This window comes from Bradyrhizobium quebecense (assembly GCF_013373795.3).
Taxonomy (GTDB): domain Bacteria; phylum Pseudomonadota; class Alphaproteobacteria; order Rhizobiales; family Xanthobacteraceae; genus Bradyrhizobium; species Bradyrhizobium quebecense.
In genome coordinates this window covers 19,206-41,320 of sequence record NZ_CP088024.1, presented here as the reverse complement: position 1 = coordinate 41,320, position 22,115 = coordinate 19,206, and the positions used below count along the sequence as shown (strand labels likewise).

The following is a 22,115-nucleotide window of genomic DNA, read 5'->3' as shown; positions in this document are numbered from 1 at the left end:
CGATCCCGTCCTTCGGTGAAGAGGGAGAAGGGACGTGCGGAGAAAAAGCCAATATCGCGAGCCGATGCAGCTGGGTCTGGATCTGGGTCACCGGATTCCCCAGAACCCGCTGAGCGCCAATCCCAAAGGTCTGGTCCAGGCGCTCGCCGATCTGTTGCTGGAAGCGGCGGGCGTCCAGACCGCTCAGATGCCGGGAGGTGACCATGAGTATCAAGATCACGCCTGACAGTCGCTCGACGAATACGTTGTCGCGCCAGGCACCCTTGCCGTCCATGCTGATGGCGATGTTCGCGTCCAGCAGCACGCCGGTGAAGTCGAGGCTGGTGAACTGGCTACCCTGATCCGTGTTGAAAATCTCGGGCCTGCCGTGCTTCGCCAACGCCTCCTGGAGCGCTTCGACGCAGAATATCGTCTCCATCGTGATAGATACGCGATGGACCAATACCCGTCGGCTGAACACATCGACGGTCGCCGCGAGGTAGACGAATCCACGTCGCATCGGAATGTAGCTGATGTCCATTGCCCAGACCTGGTTCGGCCGCTCGATCTTCAATCCGCGCAATAGGTACGGGTAGATCTTGTGGCCCGGTGCGGGCTTGCTCGTGTTCGGACGGCGATAGATCGCCTCGATCCCCATGCGCTTCATCAGCGTCGCGACGTGGCGGCGGCCAACCTGCATGCCCTCACGCTGCAACAGCGATCGCAGCATGCGCCCCCCTGCGAAGGGATAATCGAGGTGCAGCTCATCGAGCCGGCGCATCAAGACAAGTCCTCGGCCGAAACCGGCCGAGGTTCATAGTAAACCGTGCTGCGGGCAAGGTTCAGGACCTTCGCCTGGCGCACGACAGACAGATCATGGTCGCGGTCGATCATCGCTTTGCGCCAGCAGGCCCGCCTTGGTGAGCGCGCCGGACAAAAAATCGTTCTCCAACGCAAGCTCGCCGATCTTGGCATGTAACGCTTCAAATCGACCGGCGCCTCGGCCGGTCCGTTGTCCTGCCCAAACACTCCGGCGGCGCCTTCCAGGAGTTGGGACTTCCAGGTCGTGATCTGGTTCGGATGGACATCAAACAGTTGCGCCAGATCGGCCAACGTCTTCTCCCCCTTCACGGCCGCCAAAGCCACCTTTGCCTTGAATGCCGGAGAATGCGTCCGGCGACTCCTCTTCGTCATCGTCGCTCCTGTTTCGCGGCAAGAATCCTCGCCGCTCTCAGGCAGAAAATCCACTCAAGCTACTGTCCGAATGTGCGGAGCCAGCTCTGACGTCAAGCGTGGACAGTCTGCATGCTGAACATGTAACCGACGCCACGCACAGTTTTTATCAGCCGGGGAGCGCGCGCATCTCCTTCTAGCTTGCGACGCAAACGGAGGATCTGAACGTCTATACTGCGATCTCGTATTTCGCCGTGCACACGGGTGGCACGTTGTAGGTACTCTCGCGACAACGGCCGTTCCGCTGCTTCAACAAAGGTGACTAGGAGCGAGTATTCCGCCGCACTTAAAGGTACCTTCGAGCCCGAAGGATCGTAGAGCTTTCGAGATTTGAGGCGCAGCTCCCACCCTCCGAAACACCATCGTCCTTCCTGCGCCTTGCCTCGTATTCCAAGGGTGCTAAAGCGGCGCCTGCTCAGAGCGTTGATGTGAGCCAAAAGCCGAGCCATCGACAGGGGCGTGGTTAGATACTCATCAGCACCAGAGTCAAGCCAGGTCACAGCATCCTGCTCATACCTTCGGCTCCTAACGACAATAATGGGAACATCTCTTCGATCACGGAGATCACGCAGGAGCTGGAATCCGTTGTGGCGGGCAAGGTCCACATTGAGAATGATTACCTCGGCGTTGTTGTAGAGGGTTAGCGCTTCTACGTGCGTGACGGCCAAGGCCATACGCAAGTTGTTACTCCTCAAATATTCCTCCATGGTGTTAATAAGAGTGAGATCGTTGTCGACGATAATGATGCATCCGATCTTGTAGGAGCGCTGCATGTATTTCCGTTCTGTGCAACCGACGTTGTTCTTCATCTGCTTGCAAGTTGCTTTCCAACATTCGTGGCCTAAGAGCCGGGCGAGGGGCGCCCGGGTGAAGTGGCCCCTATCCGTGAGACCACGGGGGCCGGTTTGTTAGTCGGATTCTCGGTCGCTTCTTGCCACGATGAAGGATTTGAAGCCTACCGACGGACGCGCCCGTGTGGTGCGGCAGGCTTACGGCCCGGCACGAACGATCCAGACGGGCATCGGCCCGGTCGAAGTTGCGCGGGCGAAGATTCGCGACCGCGGGGCATCGAGTGATGGCGAGCGGATCCGGTTCAGCTCGGCGATCCTGCCGCTGTGTGCACGGCGGACCAGAAGCCTGGATCCGCTGTCGCAGATTCTGTACCTGCGAGGCATCTCGACCGGCGATTTCCAGGAGGCGCTGACGGCCTTGCTGGGCGAGGACGCGCCCAACCTCTCGCCTGTGGTGGTGTCCCGGCCGACGGCCGCGTGGCAAGGCGAGTACGAACGCTGGCAGAGGTGCGATCTGTCGGCGCGCCGATACGTGTACGTGTGGGCCGATGGTGTCTTCCTGCAGCCCCGCATGGAAGACCACGGCGAGTGCATGCTGGTGCCGATCGGCGCGACACCGGAAGGCAAGAAGGAACTGATCGGCTTCCAGGTCGGCGTGCGGGAGAGCGCGCAGAGCTGGCGCGAGCTCTTGATCAACGTCAAGCAGCGCGGATTGCAGATCGTCCCGGAAATTGCCGTCGGCGCCAGCGCGCTCGGCTTCTGAAAGGCGCTCGAGGTCTTTCCCGGCACGCGCCACCAGCGATGCTGGGTGCACAAGACCGTCAATATCCTGGACTGTAAACGTGGAGACCTGACCTGACAGCCTGTCCCGAGCCGCTTGCGCCAATGGCGCAGGTCCGAGCGCTCGTGCGGGAAAACCTCTTCGCCGGTGAAGAACTGGAAGTACGGATCGTGGACGCAGCGCTCGCAGACCCCACATCGGATAGCCCCTAAATGTGCTTGAGCAACAACAGACCGATCATAAAGCGGGTGTCGATCCTCGGCCTGGTGTTCTTGCTGTAGAGCGGGGCGATCTCCCCGTCGATCCAGTCCCAATCCATCTTATCGGCAAGCAGAACCGGCTCGTGCTTCATGCTGATGATCTGGTCCGGTCTTGCCCGGAACAGATCGTTCGATCCCGTCGTTTGTGCTTCGCGCATCGCCCTCCCCCCCCCCCCCCGTCACAACGGAGAGGAATTCACAAAATGAATGTGCAAGCTTTACGGCGCTCAAGCCTCCAATCCCTGCAATCTCACTCTTTGCTGCATTGCTACCAATGCAACGGTTTTGTCTTAGACATCCATCCGAGCGATCGGCTATTGATGGCTAGGCATTAGCAGTGAAACTGCTGATCTCGAGGGGTGTTCTTCAGGCGCGCCAATTGTAATGAGTAGGATAAGGTCGGCGAGCACGACCCAACCGTGGCCCAGGGCCCAACGAAATGCTTCCAATTACTGTACGGCCCTTCGGTCACCAACAAATGTACTGGCTGATTGTCCGTCTAGTGGGGCGGTTTTCGCTGAGTCTACGTGGGCGCAGAGCGGGCCGAAATTTAGCTATGTTGTCCGTCTCTTTACCCCATCATCCAATGGGATGCGCCAATTCTGAGCATCGCAGAGTCGCGGGACGAGCGATTACGCCTTCCTGGCACCGTGCTGACGCTTCAGGTTGCCGATCGTTCTCAGACTCGCAAGGTGGTCAATGCTCAGGTGCATGCCTTGCTGATTATCCTATCACCAAGGGCTACCCGAGCTTGAGCGTTTGCCCCACGGAGCGCCATAACGCTTATGGCTCGTACGTTGGTCGTACAAAGACCCGCAACACAATCCCGAGGCACTCAGTGAAGACGTGTTTTTCCCACATTGCGTTCAACAAGCTGCTTTCATTCGTCGGTCTTTTCACTTTATTGACCGCCGCTTTTACCGCTCCATGTGCTGCTCAGAACTTCAACGGGGTGACAACGTTCCTCAATACAATTGTGAAGACTATCACCGGCCCCTTCGGGGTCGCAGTTTCAGCTCTGGCCGTCATGGCGGTGGGCTTCTCGTTTATGACTGGCCGGATGAACTGGACGTTTGCCGTCTCCGTCATGATGGGTATTGCAATCGTCTTTGGCGGAGCCAGCTTTGTCGGCTCCTTGGCGGCACACTAATCTTGTCGGGCCGCGCGCGCCACAGAAAGCGCGGATCGCCGCAGCCTCTTCAAAGGAGAAGACTATGGAGCGCACGACAGTCTTTCTTGGATTAACTCGAGAGGTCTCTTTTGCGGGATTGCCTGTCATGCATCTAGTGTTCCTCATATGGGTCGTTATGCTTGGCTTCGTCCTCACGAAGTCATTCTGCTATCTGGCAATAATGGGAACTGGTGGCTACGGACTCCTACGTGCTCTAGCTGCTTACGATCCAAAACTCATTGGTGTCATCATCGCGACTGTGCAAAGTACACCTATGAGCTCTGCCCTGTTGAAGGGCGGCCGGCTTGTCTATCGTGTATAAGCTATTCCAAAGTCATGCTTTGCGACATTCTGGTCGCGAAGGCGAGCAACTCGTCGGTGGATTGCCGTATCTCAGTATCATTGACGATGTCACTCTAATGCTGCGTGACGGCGATGTAATGGCGACCTTCGCTGTCGAAGGGGTAAATGCCGACGCTCTCGACAGCCGGAAAACAATTGAGCTGAGTGCCGCTTTATCGCGATTTATTGCGCAACAGCGCGAAGACGTTGGATACTATGTTCATCGCATCTCGGTGGAAACCCGCCCCACAATGCGCGCCGTTGAAGGGAATTGGTTTAATGAGGAGATTGACAGGCGCTGGCAAACTTATCTTCAGTCTGTTGGGTTGCGTGACCGAGTGTCGATCGTCACCATCGTAATTCGGCCACCGAAGAGAGTGGCTAAGCTCATCGGCCGTTTTGGCAGTAGCGACTTCTGCAGTAGGGAAGAGGTCGCCGCGCGTGCCGTCCGGCTGGATCAGTTGATCAATACATGTATGGTCAGCCTAAGTGAGGCAAGGCCTCGCCGGTTGACCGCTTCGGGCGGTGAATGGCTCAGTTTGTTACGCACGCTGATAGACGGGTCAAGTGGGCGTCTCTCGGCTGGGAAACGGTTCGTGCCCGTAGCTGACCTTTTGGCTAATTCGATAGTCACCTTCCACGGGAATGTCTTCGAATGCGACAACCCAAATCCAGATCTCAAGCGCTACGGCACGATTATATCCCTCAAAGATTATCCCGCTGCGACCTATCCTGGGATACTCGATGGTCTTAATTTGCCATATGACATGATAGTCTCGCAGAGCTTCGCGCCCATCGACAATATCTCCGCCCAAGGTAGAGTTGCTCGCGTGCGGAAGCAAATGAAGGCTGCAGAGGACGCGGCCATTTCTCTGATGGCCCAACTTGAGCAGGCTGAGGACGACGTCGCCTCAGGCCGCGTCGTCTTTGGCAATCATCACTGCAGCATCGCGGTATTCTGCGAAACGCGACCTCGACTTGAGGAGGCAGTATCCTATGTGACTCGCGCTATGCAGGACGCTGGCGCCTCGATCGTCCGCGAAAAGTTCTCCGCCCGCGCCATATACTTCGCTCAGCATCCAGGGAATTTCAGCTACCGCGCACGTGCGGCAATGATCTCCTCTCAGAACTTCGCAGAATGTTGCGCCTTGCACGGCTCGCCGAAAGGCAATGCGGCGGAGCAATGTCCCTGGGGCGACTACGTGACAGTTTTTCCGACAGCGCGCGGCGAGGCGTTTCGCTTTAATTTTCATTTGCTCGGAAAATTAGGTGAGCGCACCGCTGGCCATACACTTGTGCTTGGCCAAACGGGATCGGGCAAAACCCTCGGTACTGCCTTTTTGCTCAGCCAGGCCCATCGGCTTGGCGCACGCATTGTGATATTCGATAAGGATGGCGGTTTCGAAATGGCTGTTCGCGCGATGGGCGGAAGCTATTCCACCGTACGGATGGGGCAAGAGCTTGGCTTCAACCCGATGCGGGCGGAGGCAGATGACCGCGGCTCGGCTTGGCTTTCCGACTGGCTTAGGGCATTAGCTGAGAATGAGGGCGGACGGCTTAGTCCGGAGCAGTGTCAGGCACTTAACGACGCCGTTCAGGCAAATGCGGCGGCTGATCGCCGCCTACAGAACTTCGAACAATTTCGCAGTCAGCTGCGGGCGACGGATGATAATGGAGATCTTTATCAGAGGCTCGGCCAGTGGGACCGCACTGGGCAGTTCGGATGGCTGTTTGGCGGCAAGGGCCGTGATCCCCTCTATTTCGACAGCCGGGTCACCGCTTTCGATCTCACCGAACTGTTTGATAACAAGGCCATTCGCACGGCTTGGTTGAGCTACGTGTTCAGGCGGGTGGAACGGCTCGTTGAAGATGAAGCGCCAACCTTACTCGTGGTTGATGAGGCCTGGAAGTTGCTTGACGATCCATATTTTGAAAGGCGTCTGAAGGACTGGATGCTAACAATGCGCAAGAAGAACGTTGCAGTCGTTCTCATGACCCAGCGTGTGTCGCATATCGCCAACAGCGCGGCTGGGAATGCGATTCTGGAGAGCGCAGTCACACGGCTGATGTATCCAAGTACTTCCAATACCGAAGCGGAACTTGCGCCGCTCAACCTGACGGCGCCCGAAGGCGTATTCCTCCAGATGAGTAATGTGGGCAACCATCTCGTACTGTTCAAATCCGGGGATGACAGCGTGGTTCTCGATTTCGCACTTGGCGCGCTCGGGAAGGGAATCGATGTCTTGGGTGGAGGGCGCGGCAATAAAGCGCCGTCGACCTGGCGCGACACACCAGACTTTCAGATGAAAATGCTGCAATGAAGGCGTCCATGATAGTTCTCGCGCTTGTGCTTGCCTCCCTTACTGGGTGCCAATCGATTCCGGAGATACGAAAGAACGATTGTGTATGCGCTTGGGAGCGACTTCATCCTCAAACCAACCGAGCCGCCGCATGAAAGTAGTGAATCGATCTCTCGTGTTTACTTGCCTGATGCTTGGGGCGATTTGTCTCGCGCCTTGTGGGAGTTACGCTGACGAGAGCCGGGTTACTCACATCCCGCTCCCGGCGGTCGGAGTATCTGGCACGGCTTCGGATAGCTCGCAGGAAACTTTCGGCAAGCGAGTCGTGGAGCTGCTGGCGCAGATAACTGGAAGTGTCCGGTCACTAACTGACGGGGCGATGCAACTCTTTGCCTCGAGTGCCAAAGCTGTTGCCGCTATATCAGGTCCAAAGCCGTTCCCGGTGAACAATGAGGCGGCGGATATCGCGGCCCGGAAGGGAGGCTCAGCGCCGGCGGAAATGGCCAGCGCTGCTTTGACGGGAGCATTGGTTGGGCCCGGCGACATTCGGGAATCGATTTTCGGATTTCGCGAGCGCTACCGTTTGGATGATGCATTTGCGCTGCGTCACGACAAAAAACTGGGCAAGATCGCGTATTTGTCGGCCCAAGCGGCAGTTACCGCGTATACCGCGGAAGACTCTTACAAGCGGGCCAATGCAAGCATGGGAAGGATCAATGGCTATATCACCGCGCTTGAAAACAGCGCGGAACTAAAAACCAGCGTCGATATTAACACGCGCGTAATGATCGAAGTCGCGCAGCAGCTTAACGAAACGCTGCGGACCCAATCGGCGATCGCATCGATGGCAGGATCGTATTTTATGGTGTTGGGCTCGGATAGTGCCGAGCCAGACAGTGTGCGCGTTCTGCCAAACGACATAGACAAGTGATCGCATGGGTCTCATCTCGAATATCGCGCATAGCATCGACACAACGCTTGTCGATTATGTGCAAACGGTGTTTCAAGCAGTCGCTGATCCGATCAGAGCGCTACTTGGTGCTATAGCCCTGGTCGGGCTTCTGTTTATTGCGTTGAACCATCTAGTGCAATTTACAAGCGTAAACTACTCTACATACCTGCAATGGGGGTTGAGATATGTGCTCATATATTCGTTCGCGACCATGTGGGCAAATTTCAAGGGCATTTACGTGATCATCACGGAAGTGCCGAGCGACTATGGCGCGCTTATGGTGCGTGGGGTCGTAGCAACGCTCAAGACGAACGCTGCTCGCGGTTTTAACCCAGCAAATATAGTCGACACGTATTCGGCAATGGACGCGACGGCACATGCCGCGCTGCAGATTGCCGATGACTTCTTTTCGCACCTCTCGATCGCCAAAGTCGGGAAGGCAGTTCGGGGCGTGTTTTTTGGTGCGTTTACATTGGTCGTTGTCAGTTTTTTTTACGCCGCGTGCGCTATTACTGTGGTAGTGGGAAAACTAGGGCTCGCGGTGGCTATCAGTCTAGCGCCGCTGGCAATCGCTATGCTGATGATGCCACAAACGAAACAGTATTTCGAGAGCTGGACGCGCTTTACGGTTGGTTATTCAGTCATTCCACTGCTAACGACAGGGCTAATGGCTATTGTGCTACACATCGCGCTGGAGACGCGCGCGGCGTCCAGTGATCCATTTGTGTTCCTCTTTATCATAATGGCAGCAACCATTCTCCTGTTCCAGATTCCGACTATGGCAAGCACCCTAGCCAGTGCATCGGTTGCCGCTGTGGGTGCTGGTGCAGCCGTTGCCGCAGCTTCCATGGCCAAAGGTGCGACGATGAGGCTTTACGCCAACACTCAACGATTGCAAGGCGCTGCCACCGAGGCTGCCGCGCCCGCTCGGGCATCGCCAGCCAGCGATGCGTCGCAGGCGATCAACGCGATGCGTCGAAGCGCTTCTATTCGGCAACGGCGTTGGAATGAACGTGAGGATCGCTGAATGGCCGAACAATTATCCCCATTGATTGGCGATACACGAGCTGATGCCAAATTGTCAGAAATCGTTGGATTTAGGTGGGACCAGGCCCGTGTTGTCTTGCGAAGCAATCTTCTCCATCATCACAACCGGGAGTGACGACTGATCAGGGAACCGCATGTCTAAACAGTCAACCCAGCATTCATTCGAAGACGAGATTTTTTTTAGTCTTTGCGTGCAACGGAATAATTGGGCGAAAGTTGCGGTCGGTTCGATCGCCGCGAGTCTGCTGGCGTTGGGAGGTCTCATCGCCGTGCTGCCCATCAAAGAGACCAAGCCGTATGTGGTTCTGGTGGACAAAACAACCGGCGAAGCTGAAAAACTCGTCCAAGTCCAGCCTGCTACGCTTCAGCAACAGGAGGCCGTGCTTCAGGCGGAACTCGTTTCCTACGTAGTTGACCGAGAAACATACGATACTGCAGACAACAAAACCCGGATACCTGACGTGATGACACGCTCGTCCGGCAACGCGCAGCAAACCCTAGCGGAAACTTGGCGTTCGGGTTCGGCGCAATATCCACCTATAGTTTATGGTGATGACGTGCGAGTGAGGGTCGTAGTTAAGTCTATTTCCCTCATGCCTTCAGACCAGCGCAACACAGTGGATTTGGCCCGGGTCCGCATCGTGAAGTACCGGGAGCAAAAGGGACACGAGGCCGTCCAGCGCAGTTTCGTGGTGACTATCGGATATCAGTTCAGGCCGCAAATAGATGTTGCTTTGGAGGCAGTGTGGAAGAATCCGCTGGGCTTCGTCGTCTCTTCGTACCGAATTGATGCGGAAACTGCCGACTAGACAGTCAGTTGGCCAAACGAGATAAGTGCGATGGTGATGGTTAGGGTTCTTTCCTTTTCTTTGATTGTCCTCGTGGCTTTCTTGAGTGCGGTGAAGGCGGAGCAATCCCCCAAAGCGGCCGCGTCAGATTGGCGTATCAAGCGCTATGTTTACGATGAGAACAACGTCTACAAGCTCGATCTCTACTTGAAGTCCATCACGGCTATCCAGTTCGCACAGGGCGAGACAATCGAATCTATTCTCGTTGGCGACAGTGCATCCTGGGAAGTGGTCAAGCTGAAGGTCGGCAATGTGATGAGCGTAAAGCCTATCATTGATCAAGCTCTAACCAACATGACGGTCTACACTGATCGACGCATTTACACTTTCGAGCTGCGAACGGTCGGCGAAATAAAGGCGGGTATGCAGGCGGGAGCGCGTCAAGCGTTCCGTACAACTTTCATCTATCCCGATGAGAGTAAGGCGCCACATGAAGGTGCGGGCAGAGGTCTTCCTATAAATTATGGATACGCGGTCTCGGGTGATGCGCGGTTCCGGCCGATTGCCGTGACAGACAATACGTTGCAGACGACTTTTATTGTGCCCAGAGGTGCGCCGCGGCCGGCAGTATTTATGATCGGTCAGGATCGCGAGGAAAAGCTGGTTAATTCGCGCACTGACGGCGACCGTATCGTCGTCGACGGGATCAGCGAGTTTTGGGTGATGAGAATCGGCGATGATACGGTGTGCGTCGCCAAGGCGAGCGCGGTGCGCATGGCGCCCCAATGAGGGACGGTTTGATGGGTCCGAGAGATGCTGACCATAGGGGTGATCGCAATGCCGCACAGGCTGAAGCAGAGGCGCCTGTGGACTCTGAGCGGAAGAGGCTGCTGGACAAACGCCGCGCTAGGCAAATCAGCAATTCTAAGCGCGGAAGTAGTTGGATGGCAGTTTTCGCCACCATACTTCTAGCCAGTGCCGTCCCGGCGTTCATTGCTATGAGCTCCACGCAAGTCTTGAAGGTCATTGGTCTGAGTGGCGATGACAGCCAAAAGGCTTCACAAGTCGATTTAAAGGTCGAGGACGTGCCAAGAACTCATCAGCAGCTTGACTTTTCAGTTCCCAAGGCTCCTCCAGTTAAGCAAACGGCTGCCGAATCCGACAGCACGATGGATAAGCAGGTCCATGACATCAAGAATGAAGTAGGCGGAAACGCCCGGCTCCACGATGGCTCAAACGTTTCACTCGCCGATGTCCAGAAACTGCTGGACGGTTATAACAAAGAACTATCGCTGAAACTTAAGGAGGATCGTGAAAGGGCGGAAGCCGAGAATGCACGTCTTCGTGCTGCGGCACTAGGATTGGAAGAAGAGCGCAATTCCGCTCAGCGCGAGGCTGAGAGGCGGCGCGAGCTGGATGAAATAAGCGCCAAACAGAGGCAATCCAACGGCATAGTCGTTGACGAATCAGGGCCGCGAGACGGATCCGGTTCGGAGGTAAAGACCTCGGTGTCACGAGTTCTCGCTGATCCATCGCATACCATCGTGCAGGGGACCATCATCTCCGCGGTACTTGAAACGGCTATCCATTCAGAATTGCCCGGAAATGTCCGAGCTCAGGTCCTCGAGCCCGTATTCGCGGTTGACGGCTCGCGTGTTCTGCTGCCCGCAGGGACAAGCCTGATTGGCACTGTCGGCGATAAAGTGCAAATGGAGCAAAGACGAGTGCTAATCGCTTGGAATCGGGCCATCACTCCGGACGCCAAATCGATCGAGCTCGGCTCCGCAGGTGCGGACCTCCTCGGTCGAGCTGGTACCGAAGGGAATGTAGATAACCGCTATGGCGCGAAGATAGGTGCGGGACTCCTATTCGGCGTGGTCACGGCAGTGTCATCGACCATTCCCTCTCTCGTCGGCAGCAACAGGTCGTCGAATGTAAATCGTTCGCCTTACTATAGCGGAGGTGCCTGGCCAGACAGCTCGAACGCGACAGGCCAGGCCGTGTCCGATGTTGCAGCGACCATCGGTGGTCAGGCCAGACCTATCGTTAACGAATATCTCTCCCTTCCTCCACTCCTTCGTGTCCCGCAAGGTGAGGAAGTTCGCGTTTTCGTGAATCGGGATCTTGTTGTTCGATGAATGACTTCCGGTGCAGCCCAGACGTCTCTTATATAGAGCAGTATTTCAGCCCCCTGAAAGAATATCTCACGAACGAGAGTATCAATGAGGTGGTGATCAACCCCGACAATTCCATCTTCGTCGAAGAGGCCGGATCGATACACATGCACCAGATCAATGTGGCGTTAGGAGCCAACGCCATCAAGCGGCTCGGAGTGCAGCTGGCGGGAGAGGCCCGCAACACTCTTGGGGTGCTTCATCCGATCGTATCAGGCCGGGTTAATGTTTGGGGCAACCCGCAGCGCGTCCAAGTGGTTGTCGAGCCTGCAGTTGAGCACGGCGTGTCCCTGTCGATCCGCAAATACCGGCCGCAGACTTTGGACGTTTCCCATATCCAATTCGTCGAAGGCGAGCAGATCTCCGTGGATGCCGTCCGCCAGGAGCGCCATCGGACAGCGGCCGATATGGCTCAAACCGGTAACCTGCAGGGTCTATTCCGACTGGCAATTGAGGAGAAATTTAACGTTTTAGTTTCGGGGGGCACATCGTCAGGGAAGACGACGGTGGCACGCGCTTTGCTCGCGATGTCGCACTCCAACGAGCGAATCATTACCATCGAGGATGCACCGGAGCTTTCTCCACTGCACAAGAACCAAGTTGGCTTAATTGCCGATCGCACGGCAAACTCCGCTCGGAGTCCGTCAAAGCTCTTGGAAAGCTGTCTGCGGATGCGCCCTGACCGCATCGTTCTGGGCGAAATTCGCGGTGCCGAGGCTTATGATTTTCTTGAGGCGATCAATACAGGACACCCAGGCGCGATAACAACTATCCACGCCGACAGTCCTGAACTTGCTTTCGACCGACTGGCCTTCATGGTCATGCGATCTGGTATGCGGATGTCCCATAGTTCGATTGTCAACTACGCGAAAAAGACGATTGACCTCATTGTCCATGTGGGACGCCGCCGTGGCAGGCGCGGCGTGTTGCAAATCTACTTGCCGTTCGCCCGATCAGAAAAAGTATACAAAACGCGCACGGAAGGGCATCTGACACAAGCGGAGATCGCTCCAAATTAGCACGATGAGTTGAAGCGGCTTAAGGTAACTCCCCTGGAAAAGCTAGGCGGCGGCAAGTTGGATCTCCGTGATCATATGACGATTTCGAACGAAAGCAGCTTAGGTCTTTAGCCCGTCTTATTCGCAAAAGTGCGCCTGAGAGGCTGGCGAGCGTGGTGTAAGGCGCTGATGCGGCGTAGGATTCGGTTGCGAAGCTAACCCCGTCACCTCAACCGCGAACGCCACGCCCGCCATGACCGATGATACGATTCTGCCCTTCTCGTTTCGTACGCATCCGGTCAGCCTTTCAATTACCCACAAGCTATTGAATCATTTGGGGTGTTTCCAATCTTAAAAACTTGAATCGGATGAATCGGTTATGATTCATTGCTGGGCACCTGAATCGCGTCGACGAGGTGCATCATGCGTCCGAGCAGCGTCAGATTGAATGGTTTGGCTTCCCGGAATGGGCGCCCTGATGGCGGCGACTCGCACGAGGTCGAGCACTGGACAAAACACGAGATTGACGAAGACGCCTTCAAAGACGCCCGCCTAGGCCGACGATTTGGCGAACTGCTGAGGCAGATCGGCGACAGCATGGGCGAGAGCATTCCGTTTGCTTGTCAGGATTGGGCGAGCACGAAAGCAGCTTACCGCTTCTTCGCGAACGAGCGCGTTGAGGAAAGCGATATTCTGAGCGGCCACTTCGCGGCTACGCGCGCACGTTACGATGACAGCAAGGGCCCGGTCCTTCTCATCCAGGACACGACGGATTTATCCTATCAACGCGCAAACCCGCACGCGATCGGCATTACCAAGAATGTCAATTGTGGTGAGCGGAAAAGAGACGGCCGTTGGCGTCAGCACACCGTTTGCGGAATGTTGATGCATACGAGCCTCGCAGTGACGTCCGAAGGACTGCCGCTGGGATTGTCGGCCGTGAAATTCTGGACGCGAAAGAAGTTCAAAGGCATCGCGCAACTTAAGCAGAAGGTCAATTTGACCCGCCTTCCGATCGAGAAGAAGGAAAGCATTCGCTGGCTTGAGAACCTTCGGCAATCGATCGAGCGGCTTGGCGACCCACATCGCTGCATCCACATCGCAGATCGTGAGAGCGATATCTACGAGTTATATTGTCTCACGCAGGAGCTGGGCGCTCACTTTATTGTTCGCGCCTGTGTTGATCGACTTGCAGGGGATGGCGGACACGCCCGCCGGATGCGTACGGAACAACCCGACATGGCGGCAGAACTTAAACTAGAGCATTTTCCGACCGGAAAGAATCGGGTGGGGATTGAACTAAGCCGCTGCCGCGGCGTAGGGGGCAAGGTGGCATAGATCGCCTCCTGGCTGAGAGGATGTGGGTGTTGGAGCCCACCCCCTCAGACAGGAGTATCGAGATGGCCGATTTGAGCCCTCTTCGCCGCCGCCTGATCGAAGACATGACCGTCCGCAATCTGTCGCCGGCGACGCAAAGATCCTACATCAGCGCGGTTTCGAAGTTCAGCCGCTATTTTGGCCGATCGCCTGACCGGTTAGAGCTGGAAGACGTCCGCGCCTTCCAGGTGCATTTGGTCTCGACCGGCATCTCATGGCCGGCGCTGAACCAGATCGTCTGTGCGCTACGGTTTTTCTACGGCGTCACGCTCGGCGAGGCGCTCATCCCAGAGCGCATTCCCTATGCGCGAGAACCGCGCAAGCTGCCGGTCGTTCTCAGCGCCGACGAAGTGGTTCAGTTTCTTGAAGCGGTATCGAGCCTGAAGAGCCGCGCCGCGCTCACCACCGCCTATGCGGCCGGGCTCAGGGCCTCGGAGGTTGCGGGACTGCGGATCGAAGACATCGACAGCGCCCGCGGCGTCATCCAGGTGCGCCACGGCAAGGGCGCGAAGGATCGCAACGTGATGCTGTCGCCCCAGCTGCTGGGCATCCTGCGCACCTACTGGCGGCTCGCCCGGCCGCGGCTTTATCTGTTCCCTGGTCGTGACGAAGATCATCCGATCGATCAGACCGTGCTGCATGCCGCCTGCCGGTCGGCGGTGAAGGCTGCGGGCCTGACCAAGCGCGTCACGCTGCACACGCTGCGCCACAGCTTCGCGACACATCTTCTCGAGAACGGAACCGATATCCGGATCATCCAGGTCTTGCTCGGGCACAATAATTTGTCGTCGACAGCGCGCTACACGCAGGTCGCCACCGATACGATCCGAGCGACGCAGAGCCCGCTCGATCGCCTGTCGCTGGAGGTGACGCCACCTGGATGACCCGCAGCGGGATGCGGGTCATGACCCGCTCCGACATCCGCTCCAACAGGCCCGCCATCGAGATTGCCGATATTCTGTGCCGGCATGGCGACGCCTATCGCCGTGTACATGCCGGTCATCTGGGGCGGGTCGAGCGGCGCGTGATGAGCGCGATCGTTGCGTGCCGGACCGAGGCGCTCGGCGGCCACATGCAGGCTTGCGACGACTGCGGCACGACACGCGTTGCCTATAATTCCTGCCGCAATCGGCACTGTCCGAAGTGTCAGGGGAGAGCCCGAGCCGCGTGGCTCGCCGCGCGTCAAGCCGACCTGCTTCCGGTTCCCTATTTCCACGTCGTCTTTACACTTCCCGCACCGATCGCCGCGATCGCTTTCCAGAACAAGGCCGTCGTCTATGCCATCCTGTTCAAGGCTGCCGCCGAGGCGATGACGACGCTCGCCGCCAATCCACGCCGGCTCGGCGGTGCGATCGGCGGCGTCGCCGTCCTCCACACCTGGGGACAGACGCTGATGCATCATCCCCACGTCCATTGCGTCGTTCCGGGTGGCGGCCTCTCGCCCGATGGCGCGCGCTGGACCGCTTGCCGACCGAACTTCTTCCTGGCCGTCAAACCGTTGTCCAGACTATTTCGCACACTTTTTCTCAAACGTCTGTCGGCAGCCTTCAACTCCGGTGCCTTGCGTTTCTTCGGCGATCTCGGAGCTCTGGCCGAGCCGGCTGCCTTTGCGGCCCACCTCGACGCCATGCGACGCATCAACTGGGTTGTTTACGCCAAGCGGCCCTTCGGCGGACCCGCACAGGTCCTGGCCTATCTCGGCCGCTACACCCATCGCGTCGCGATCGCCAACAGCCGGCTCGTCGCACTCGACGACGATCATGTCGCCTTCTCATGGAAGGACTATCGCCAAAACAGCGCGACAAAGATCATGAATCTCAAGCCCGATGAGTTCATTCGCCGTTTCCTGCTTCATACGCTGCCTGACGGCTTCCACCGCATCCGCCACTTCGGCTTCATGGCCAACCGCCATCGCGCTGCCAAGCTCGCCCTTTGCCGCGAACTTCTCGATCATGAGCGAACAGCCCCAAACGATGGCCAGCCGTCGCCTGTGGATTCGGAGGCTCAAACCTGGGCCGAGGTTCCTGCCTGTCCCGATTGTGGTGGCGTCATGCGCATCATTGAGCGCTTTCGACATAGCTTCAGACGCCCCAGCCCTCGAACATCACCGTTCCGATGCGACACATCGTGAGCCAAGTCATGTCGTGCACGACGATCATCATTCGTCATTTCGCTCCCAGCGTCTCGATCATCGCGGACGATGTCGAATCCGTGCTGTCACACTGCGCGACAACAACCGTCCGATGCAGCAAAAGGCCTATCGCGATCTCAGGCGAAGCGCGTCTGATCTCAACTCTTCCAGGATGCGCACTCCTGTGTCTCTGCCTCACGCGCCGAGCCAGCAGATCGGGCATGGCGATCTCGAACAATCCCCATAGCTGCAAAACCGCGAATAGCCTCCCGCGCCTTCGTTCAATCCGGCTTCAATGAGGTCGCGTCATAAGCGCCTGCCGCGCCCTCGCGTGAGCGCGACCTCACAGAACCCTCCAGATTCCCAAAACGGCGCGAGTCAGATTCAAGCTACATGCTGGCGAGGGAGGCCAGCATGTATGGCCAGGGCGCTTTCGGTTGATCTTCGCCAAAGGGTGGTAGCCGCGATTGACGGTGGCATGTCCTGTCGACAGGCTGCTGAGCGCTTTGGTGTCAGCGCGGCCAGTGCGATCCGCTGGCGCGCTCGCCTCAAGAAAGTTGGCGACATCGTTCCTAAACGCCAGGGCGGTGACCGCAAATCGCAGCGCATCGAAGCGCATTCGCAATTGATTCTGGAGGCGGTGACAGCGAGGCCGGATATCACGCTTGCCGAGTTGCGAGAACTGTTGAAACGTCGTGGAATATCGACTGGCATCGCGTCGCTCGGGCGTTTTTTCCAGCGCAGAAAGATCACACTTAAAAAAAGACAGCGCACGCCGCCGAGCAACGGCGCGGCGATATAAATGCCGCACGTGAGGAGTGGTTCGAAGGGCAAATCGACCTTGACCCTGAGCGTCTCGTCTTCATCGACGAAACCAGCGCCAACACCAAAATGGCGCGGCGTTACGGGCGCTCGCCACGCGGCGAGCGATGTCGTGCAGCTATCCCACACGGACATTGGAAGACGACGACGTTCACCGCTGGATTGCGCTCCGACGGTCTGATCGCGCCGCTTGTTCTGGACGGTCCAATGGATGGCGACGCTTTCCTGGCCTACGTCGAGCAATTGCTCGCCCCATCGCTGCGGCCGGGCGATACCGTTATCATGGACAACTTGCCCGCCCACAAGGTCCATGGCGTTCGAGAGGCCATCCAGGCGGTCGGAGCTAGCCTGCTCTATCTTCCGCCCTACAGTCCAGACTTCAACCCGATTGAAATGGCCTTCTCCAAACTGAAAGCGCTGTTGCGGGCCGCCGCAGCCCGCACCATGCCCGATCTCTGGCAAGCAATCGCCAACGCTCTCAAACGCTTCTCACCCGAGGAATGTCAAAATTATCTCGTCGCGGCTGGTTACGACGCAACGTGATCGGAAAACGCTCTAAATGGCCCCCGGCAAACCCGGGGCGGTTCAGTTGAAGCGGCTTAAGAGCTGACTCAAAATTCATGACTTAACGTTGGCCGATCTGGCGATGCGGCGCAGCAGCCGTCGGGTTGATGCGACAAGGAGCCATGCTTCAGCCGAGGTGACGGAGGCCTCCCAATCCTTGGCGAGACGTCGGCAGCGGTTGAGCCATGCCAAGGTGCGTTCGACGACCCAGCGTCGGGCAACAATAACGAAGCCTTTTGCGTCATCCAGGCGTTTGACAATTTCAATCGTGGGCCCGTCGATTTTCCGGAGTGCGTGTTCAAGCGCTTCTCCGGCGTAGCCGCCGTAGCCTCGAAACAGTGCGGCAGGCGCGTTCTACGGCGCCGGCACCGAGAGAGCAAGCATGTCCGATCTAACCACATTACAAGTGCAACACGATTCGACGTTGACGCTCCAGAGTTTCAGATCTCTATTAAAGGAGACGCGCCAACCGGTGCGTTCGATATTGAACGGAGGTCAAGTTGCCGCTCGAAAAGCTTACGTCACCTCACTCCTCCGGGCTCAGTCAGAGTGACAACAGGCTAGCACGTGAACTGATCGCGCTTCTGGATATTGATGTGGACGACTATGCACCGATGGACGATCCGAATCTATTTTTGGATTCTCGTGAACGTCGGCTTATCGCGTTGCTAAGAGCTGTAACGGCTCGAGATGAAAAGCAAACGAAAAACAATTGCAGCTGACCATCCCAGTTTATTGAAGGATCGCTTACGTGGCTGATGACGAAAACATGTCCGAGGTCGTCAATGTCGTCAATCATCCCGATGATTCCGCCAAACGATTGGAAGCGCTTCGACTCAGTGCAGCTCGACGCACCAGCGCCGCCAGACTTCCCTCGAACGACGACCTTTTGATTGCGGTTGAAGACACCAAACTGGCAGCCAACGGCATCAAAACAGTGCCGTTGAATTCGGAAGATTCCGAAGACCGCTCTAAGAGGAAAAACGTTCATACGTTTTTTACTGGTGCGGATTTTCAGGCTCTCGCCAAGCTCGGCAACAAAACCGCCAAGCAGATGGACGAAGAGCTCATCTACATCAAGTACGAAGGCAACTACTATACTAAGAATGGACTTTGGAATGCTATTAAGGTTCCCGACGGCCACAAAACGACAACTGAATACAAAAATTCGGAGTTCAGGAAAATCACGGTAGCACTTGGGCTGACCGCAGAACGTGATAATGACCTTTTCCAAGCTGGCGAAACAAAACGGCGAGATAAGGACGGAAAGATAGTCCTGAAGGACGGGAAACCCGAAATCGTTCCATTTTTTAAACTCGATGGCGAAGCGCAGCTCTATAAGACTCCAGCCGGGAACAGACGCCGAGCGGTCGCCCATAAAAATCCACATACTAGCGGCGAGCAGGCTCCGGACATCATGCTTCGAATGAAGAACGGTGTCATGAAGGGGTTTTCGCGCCTCCCGGACGATCAGTATAGTGGCTGTACGGCTTGGGAATTAGAGGCGGATCTTGACGGCGACATATGGCTGAAGTCAAAATTTCACGGCTATCAAACCATCGACTTCATCGAGCGGACGCTTGGGCCCAATCAAGCCACCCACCGCTTACGCGACTATGTCGGCGAAACCCGCGGGTATAACCAGGATACCCATACGGCCTACGTGAAGATCGATACGGCATACTTCCCGATAAAAGAAGTTGTCGAACTACTACCCAACGACGCAGCGGCACAAGCCGTCCAGGGACCACCTTCCATTGAGGCAATGGACCATCGGATCATAATGAGAATGCCGGAGGGCAATACGTTCGTCACACCGGATTTTCTTGGAGACCCAAAGCGCTTTCCAGAATACTTTCAGGAGGTGTGCAAAGAGCATGGTATCAACCCGCAATGGGGCACGTTCAAACCAAATTGGGATAAGATGCTTGATAAGTATGCTTCGCATGATCGCGTGCTCGTGGAGGTCGATGGGACCCTTGTTGAAGGTCATTCAATTGAACTGCCGAAAGGCAAATCCATCACGGACATGTACGATTCGGGAAAGATATTCTACGCCGATGATGGAAAGGCTAGAGGCGTAAGTTACACGAAACCCTCATTTACGTCACTTGCTCAAACTCTGCAGAGGGCTGAACAAGAGAAGAATAAGGGTAAAACGCTGGATATTCCAACTAGCGTAACGGAAAGGCTTCTGGCGCTTCAGGGGGGCGAGTCGGGCAGCAGCAATACGAGCGCGCCGCAGCGGCCGCCAAGCAGCAGATACGAGGATCGGAACGAGAGATTACGCGACACTTCCCGTAGTTGTTGAACCGGACAGTTGTGCGCACGCAGCGGCGTGTCAGTGGAGAACGCCGGCTGTCAAAGGACGGCCGGCAACGCCCATCCGCGAGACGCCGTGCCTGAGTTCTACACATTCCACGACTCCCTTTCGATCGAGGGCAGAAGAACCAACTCATGGTCGACATCCAAAAAAAACCAATCAAGCTGAGAGATCCTGTCTATAAGAACGCGCGTTCCGCTAGGCGAGAAGCAGAGCAGCGTCTTCGAGCGCGGAAAATGGACGACGAAGCTCGCAGAATAGATCGCGGGCTTAGGAGACCAAGCAAACAAACCGCATATGCCAACGAGATGGAACTCTTTGACAAAGTGAAAGAGGGCTATCACGGTGAGATCGGCTACAAGCTCCTCGGCAACAAAAGGCTAGCAATCGATAAGAATGGTAAGCGCACGCGTAAAAGGGGTGTGGTCAGGAAGACCACGGAGGTCCTAGAACGGGACCCGCAGTCAGGCACAGTTTACGTCAGCCAGCTTGAAAGGGAGGGGTGGCGCAAAAAGGCACGCTACGAGTTTGGCCCGAAGGGTGAACTTCGCTCCTGCAGCCTCGAACTCAAGAATGGCCGTTTCCGTGAAGAATGGGAACGGGACGAAAAAGGTCACCTGATTCGCACCAGCTACTACACGAACAGGCTTCGGGATGGTCGCTTCTTCAGTGCGATTTCTGAGAGAATTAGCGCCCCTGACGAAAACGCGGTCGATAACAAGAAATATCGCATCCTCACCCGTACCAAAGGCTCCAGAAAAGAGGTTTTTGAGCGAGACGAAGACGGCAAGCTGGAACTGATCGGTCGCGAAAGTCGCGGCTTCTCGAAATATTCGAGAAAATCGCCAGACAGGAGAACTGAGGTAACCGAAACCAAAACGCTCTTTGGCGTCAAGTTATATACATCTCTACTGGATCCGAAGGGAAACGAGCTGGGCAGAAACATTACGTCCCATCGAAGGCTTTGGAACAAAGAGTCGGCCACGTTCGACGAAAGCACCTATCAGTTAACCGATACCAAACATACCCTTGGCAAGTTGTTCAAACGTGAAGCGAGATATGTGGGCCGCGATGCCAAGGTCGTGACAACGAAAGTGTTGGGAATAAAACTGAAGACGCGCCTAAAGGGCCTCCAAGAGCATGAGCAAAATGCCCAGAAAATGAGGGCTGCAGAAGCAATGCAGCATAAGGCGGCTTGGGAAAATACCTCTCATTTCGACGCTCCTTCGAATGAAGGGAATCGCGTGGAAGGCGATCACCATTCGAACAGCGTTTCTACCAGAAACATCGACAAAATCATGCTGGCGGTGCACTCACAGGCAACGGCGGCGCGCGAGATCCCATCTGCTTCCGGTTCTGCGAGCAAATCCGAAGCGCTTCAAGTCGACTTCGGCAAGGCGCAACCTCCTAAGTATCAAAGCATGTTGGACAGCGGTGGGACGCTCAGGGAGCACGATGACCCGTCGGGTATGCCAGTGTTGGCAGCAGCGAGGCATGGTGATGAAGCAGCCAAACCAGCAGGCGCGGACACGGTTTTAGAGGCCTTACCCACCTTCGATGCTGCAAACAGAAACGACGCGATCAAAGATGAGTTTAGCATAACGCAACTTCCTAAGCACGAAAGCACGTTGAACAGCGGCGCGAACGATTACCCGTGGGGTATGCCACAGTGGAAAGCAGCGAGTCATGGTCATGAAACGACCAAACCAGCAGGTGCGGACACGACGCCAAAGGTCTTACCGACCTCCGATGTTGCAAGCCGATTCGAGCCGCTCAAAGATGATTTTAGCAAGGCGCAACCTCCTAACTACCGCAGTAGTAGCGCCGTCAGCGCGGCGCCGAACGGTAGGAGAATGGCTATGATGGAAGCCGCAAGGCGTCGTGACGAAGCAGCGGAGAGAGCTGGCCTCGACACGAGAACTGTGGCGAGCATAGGTAGATGCTGATGTCGATCCGTCCTGACTGGACCATTTGCAGAAGTGCGGATAGACGGCGAGCGTCTCGTCGGACTGGATGTCAGTTGAAAGATCTCGGATGGCCTTTGCGGCGACCAACCAAGTCTTCATTCCTGAGGGGGCGGGC

At 56.5% G+C, this 22,115-nt stretch carries 17 protein-coding genes and 4 pseudogenes; 17 read left to right on the top strand and 4 right to left on the bottom strand.

Annotation, left to right across the window (positions count from 1 at the left end; genetic code table 11):
* Nucleotides 1-226: 226 nt before the first annotated feature.
* A pseudogene (locus tag HU230_RS42485) lies at nt 227-1,173 on the bottom strand (IS3 family transposase); the annotation flags it as partial.
* 92 nt (nt 1,174-1,265) lie between these two features.
* Complete coding sequence (locus tag HU230_RS42480; RefSeq protein WP_224944424.1) at nt 1,266-2,021, bottom strand: winged helix-turn-helix domain-containing protein; 756 nt, start codon at nt 2,019-2,021, stop codon at nt 1,266-1,268.
* Nucleotides 2,022-2,148: 127 nt separating this feature from the next.
* Here HU230_RS42480 and HU230_RS42475 point away from each other — a divergent pair.
* Nucleotides 2,149-2,838: pseudogene (locus HU230_RS42475) on the top strand (IS256 family transposase); the annotation flags it as partial.
* 32 nt (nt 2,839-2,870) lie between these two features.
* Here the strand turns inward: HU230_RS42475 and HU230_RS42470 are convergent.
* Nucleotides 2,871-3,202, bottom strand: a pseudogene (locus HU230_RS42470) (transposase); the annotation flags it as partial.
* 680 nt (nt 3,203-3,882) lie between these two features.
* Between HU230_RS42470 and HU230_RS42465 the strand changes: the two are divergent.
* The 13 genes from HU230_RS42465 (at nt 3,883) to HU230_RS42405 (ending at nt 17,689) form a co-directional block, all read left to right on the top strand.
* Nucleotides 3,883-4,194, top strand: coding sequence for a TrbC/VirB2 family protein (locus HU230_RS42465; RefSeq protein ID WP_224944421.1), 312 nt, complete (start codon nt 3,883-3,885; stop codon nt 4,192-4,194).
* A gap of 64 nt (nt 4,195-4,258) precedes the next feature.
* On the top strand, nt 4,259-4,537 hold the full coding sequence (locus HU230_RS42460) for a VirB3 family type IV secretion system protein (protein WP_224944420.1): 279 nt from the start codon (nt 4,259-4,261) through the stop codon (nt 4,535-4,537).
* Nucleotides 4,530-6,878: a VirB4 family type IV secretion/conjugal transfer ATPase gene (locus HU230_RS42455; protein ID WP_224944417.1), complete on the top strand. Its 2,349-nt coding sequence runs from the start codon at nt 4,530-4,532 to the stop codon at nt 6,876-6,878. The genes HU230_RS42460 and HU230_RS42455 overlap by 8 nt, the downstream gene beginning before the upstream one ends.
* Nucleotides 6,879-7,182: 304 nt before the next feature.
* On the top strand, nt 7,183-7,788 hold the full coding sequence (locus tag HU230_RS42450; RefSeq protein WP_210284697.1) for a type IV secretion system protein: 606 nt from the start codon (nt 7,183-7,185) through the stop codon (nt 7,786-7,788).
* A gap of 4 nt (nt 7,789-7,792) precedes the next feature.
* Nucleotides 7,793-8,836 (top strand): type IV secretion system protein, encoded by a 1,044-nt coding sequence (locus HU230_RS42445; protein ID WP_176535381.1) that lies wholly within the window; start codon nt 7,793-7,795, stop codon nt 8,834-8,836.
* A gap of 154 nt (nt 8,837-8,990) precedes the next feature.
* Entirely contained in the window at nt 8,991-9,665 is a 675-nt protein-coding gene (locus HU230_RS42440) for a VirB8 family type IV secretion system protein (RefSeq protein WP_176535379.1), read from the top strand.
* A gap of 30 nt (nt 9,666-9,695) precedes the next feature.
* Nucleotides 9,696-10,433: a TrbG/VirB9 family P-type conjugative transfer protein gene (locus HU230_RS42435; protein ID WP_176535377.1), complete on the top strand. Its 738-nt coding sequence runs from the start codon at nt 9,696-9,698 to the stop codon at nt 10,431-10,433.
* A 155-nt stretch (nt 10,434-10,588) separates the two neighbouring features.
* Nucleotides 10,589-11,782 (top strand): TraB/TrbI/VirB10 family type IV secretion system protein, encoded by a 1,194-nt coding sequence (locus HU230_RS42430; protein ID WP_176535375.1) that lies wholly within the window; start codon nt 10,589-10,591, stop codon nt 11,780-11,782.
* Nucleotides 11,779-12,837 (top strand): P-type DNA transfer ATPase VirB11, encoded by a 1,059-nt coding sequence (gene virB11 / locus HU230_RS42425; RefSeq protein ID WP_176535373.1) that lies wholly within the window; start codon nt 11,779-11,781, stop codon nt 12,835-12,837. Before HU230_RS42430 ends, virB11 begins: the two co-directional genes overlap by 4 nt.
* A gap of 402 nt (nt 12,838-13,239) precedes the next feature.
* Nucleotides 13,240-14,154: an IS4/Tn5 family transposase DNA-binding protein gene (locus HU230_RS42420; RefSeq protein WP_224944414.1), complete on the top strand. Its 915-nt coding sequence runs from the start codon at nt 13,240-13,242 to the stop codon at nt 14,152-14,154.
* A gap of 62 nt (nt 14,155-14,216) precedes the next feature.
* On the top strand, nt 14,217-15,077 hold the full coding sequence (locus HU230_RS42415) for a tyrosine-type recombinase/integrase (RefSeq protein WP_176534546.1): 861 nt from the start codon (nt 14,217-14,219) through the stop codon (nt 15,075-15,077).
* 20 nt (nt 15,078-15,097) lie between these two features.
* The gene (locus HU230_RS42410) at nt 15,098-16,324 is read left to right on the top strand and encodes an IS91 family transposase (RefSeq protein WP_176533524.1); all 1,227 of its coding nucleotides are present in this window, start codon (nt 15,098-15,100) and stop codon (nt 16,322-16,324) included.
* 418 nt (nt 16,325-16,742) lie between these two features.
* Nucleotides 16,743-17,689, top strand: a protein-coding gene (locus HU230_RS42405) for an IS630 family transposase (protein WP_176535371.1) whose coding sequence is annotated in 2 segments (ribosomal slippage) — nt 16,743-17,082 and nt 17,082-17,689 — 948 coding nt in all. Because the reading frame shifts where the segments join, the coding sequence is not laid out codon by codon here.
* A gap of 75 nt (nt 17,690-17,764) precedes the next feature.
* On the opposite strand, the pseudogene HU230_RS42400 reads toward HU230_RS42405, so the two are convergent.
* Nucleotides 17,765-18,034 (bottom strand): annotated as a pseudogene (locus tag HU230_RS42400) (transposase); the annotation flags it as partial.
* Nucleotides 18,035-18,210: 176 nt separating this feature from the next.
* Here HU230_RS42400 and HU230_RS42395 point away from each other — a divergent pair.
* The 3 genes from HU230_RS42395 to HU230_RS42385 all read left to right on the top strand — a co-directional run bounded on the left by HU230_RS42395 (nt 18,211) and on the right by HU230_RS42385 (nt 21,979).
* Nucleotides 18,211-18,432, top strand: coding sequence for a hypothetical protein (locus HU230_RS42395; RefSeq protein WP_176535369.1), 222 nt, complete (start codon nt 18,211-18,213; stop codon nt 18,430-18,432).
* Nucleotides 18,433-18,461: 29 nt separating this feature from the next.
* The gene (locus HU230_RS42390; RefSeq protein ID WP_176535367.1) at nt 18,462-20,021 is read left to right on the top strand and encodes a VirE2 family protein; all 1,560 of its coding nucleotides are present in this window, start codon (nt 18,462-18,464) and stop codon (nt 20,019-20,021) included.
* Between the two features lie 146 nt (nt 20,022-20,167).
* Entirely contained in the window at nt 20,168-21,979 is a 1,812-nt protein-coding gene (locus HU230_RS42385) for an effector protein (protein ID WP_176535365.1), read from the top strand.
* Nucleotides 21,980-22,115 lie beyond the last annotated feature (136 nt).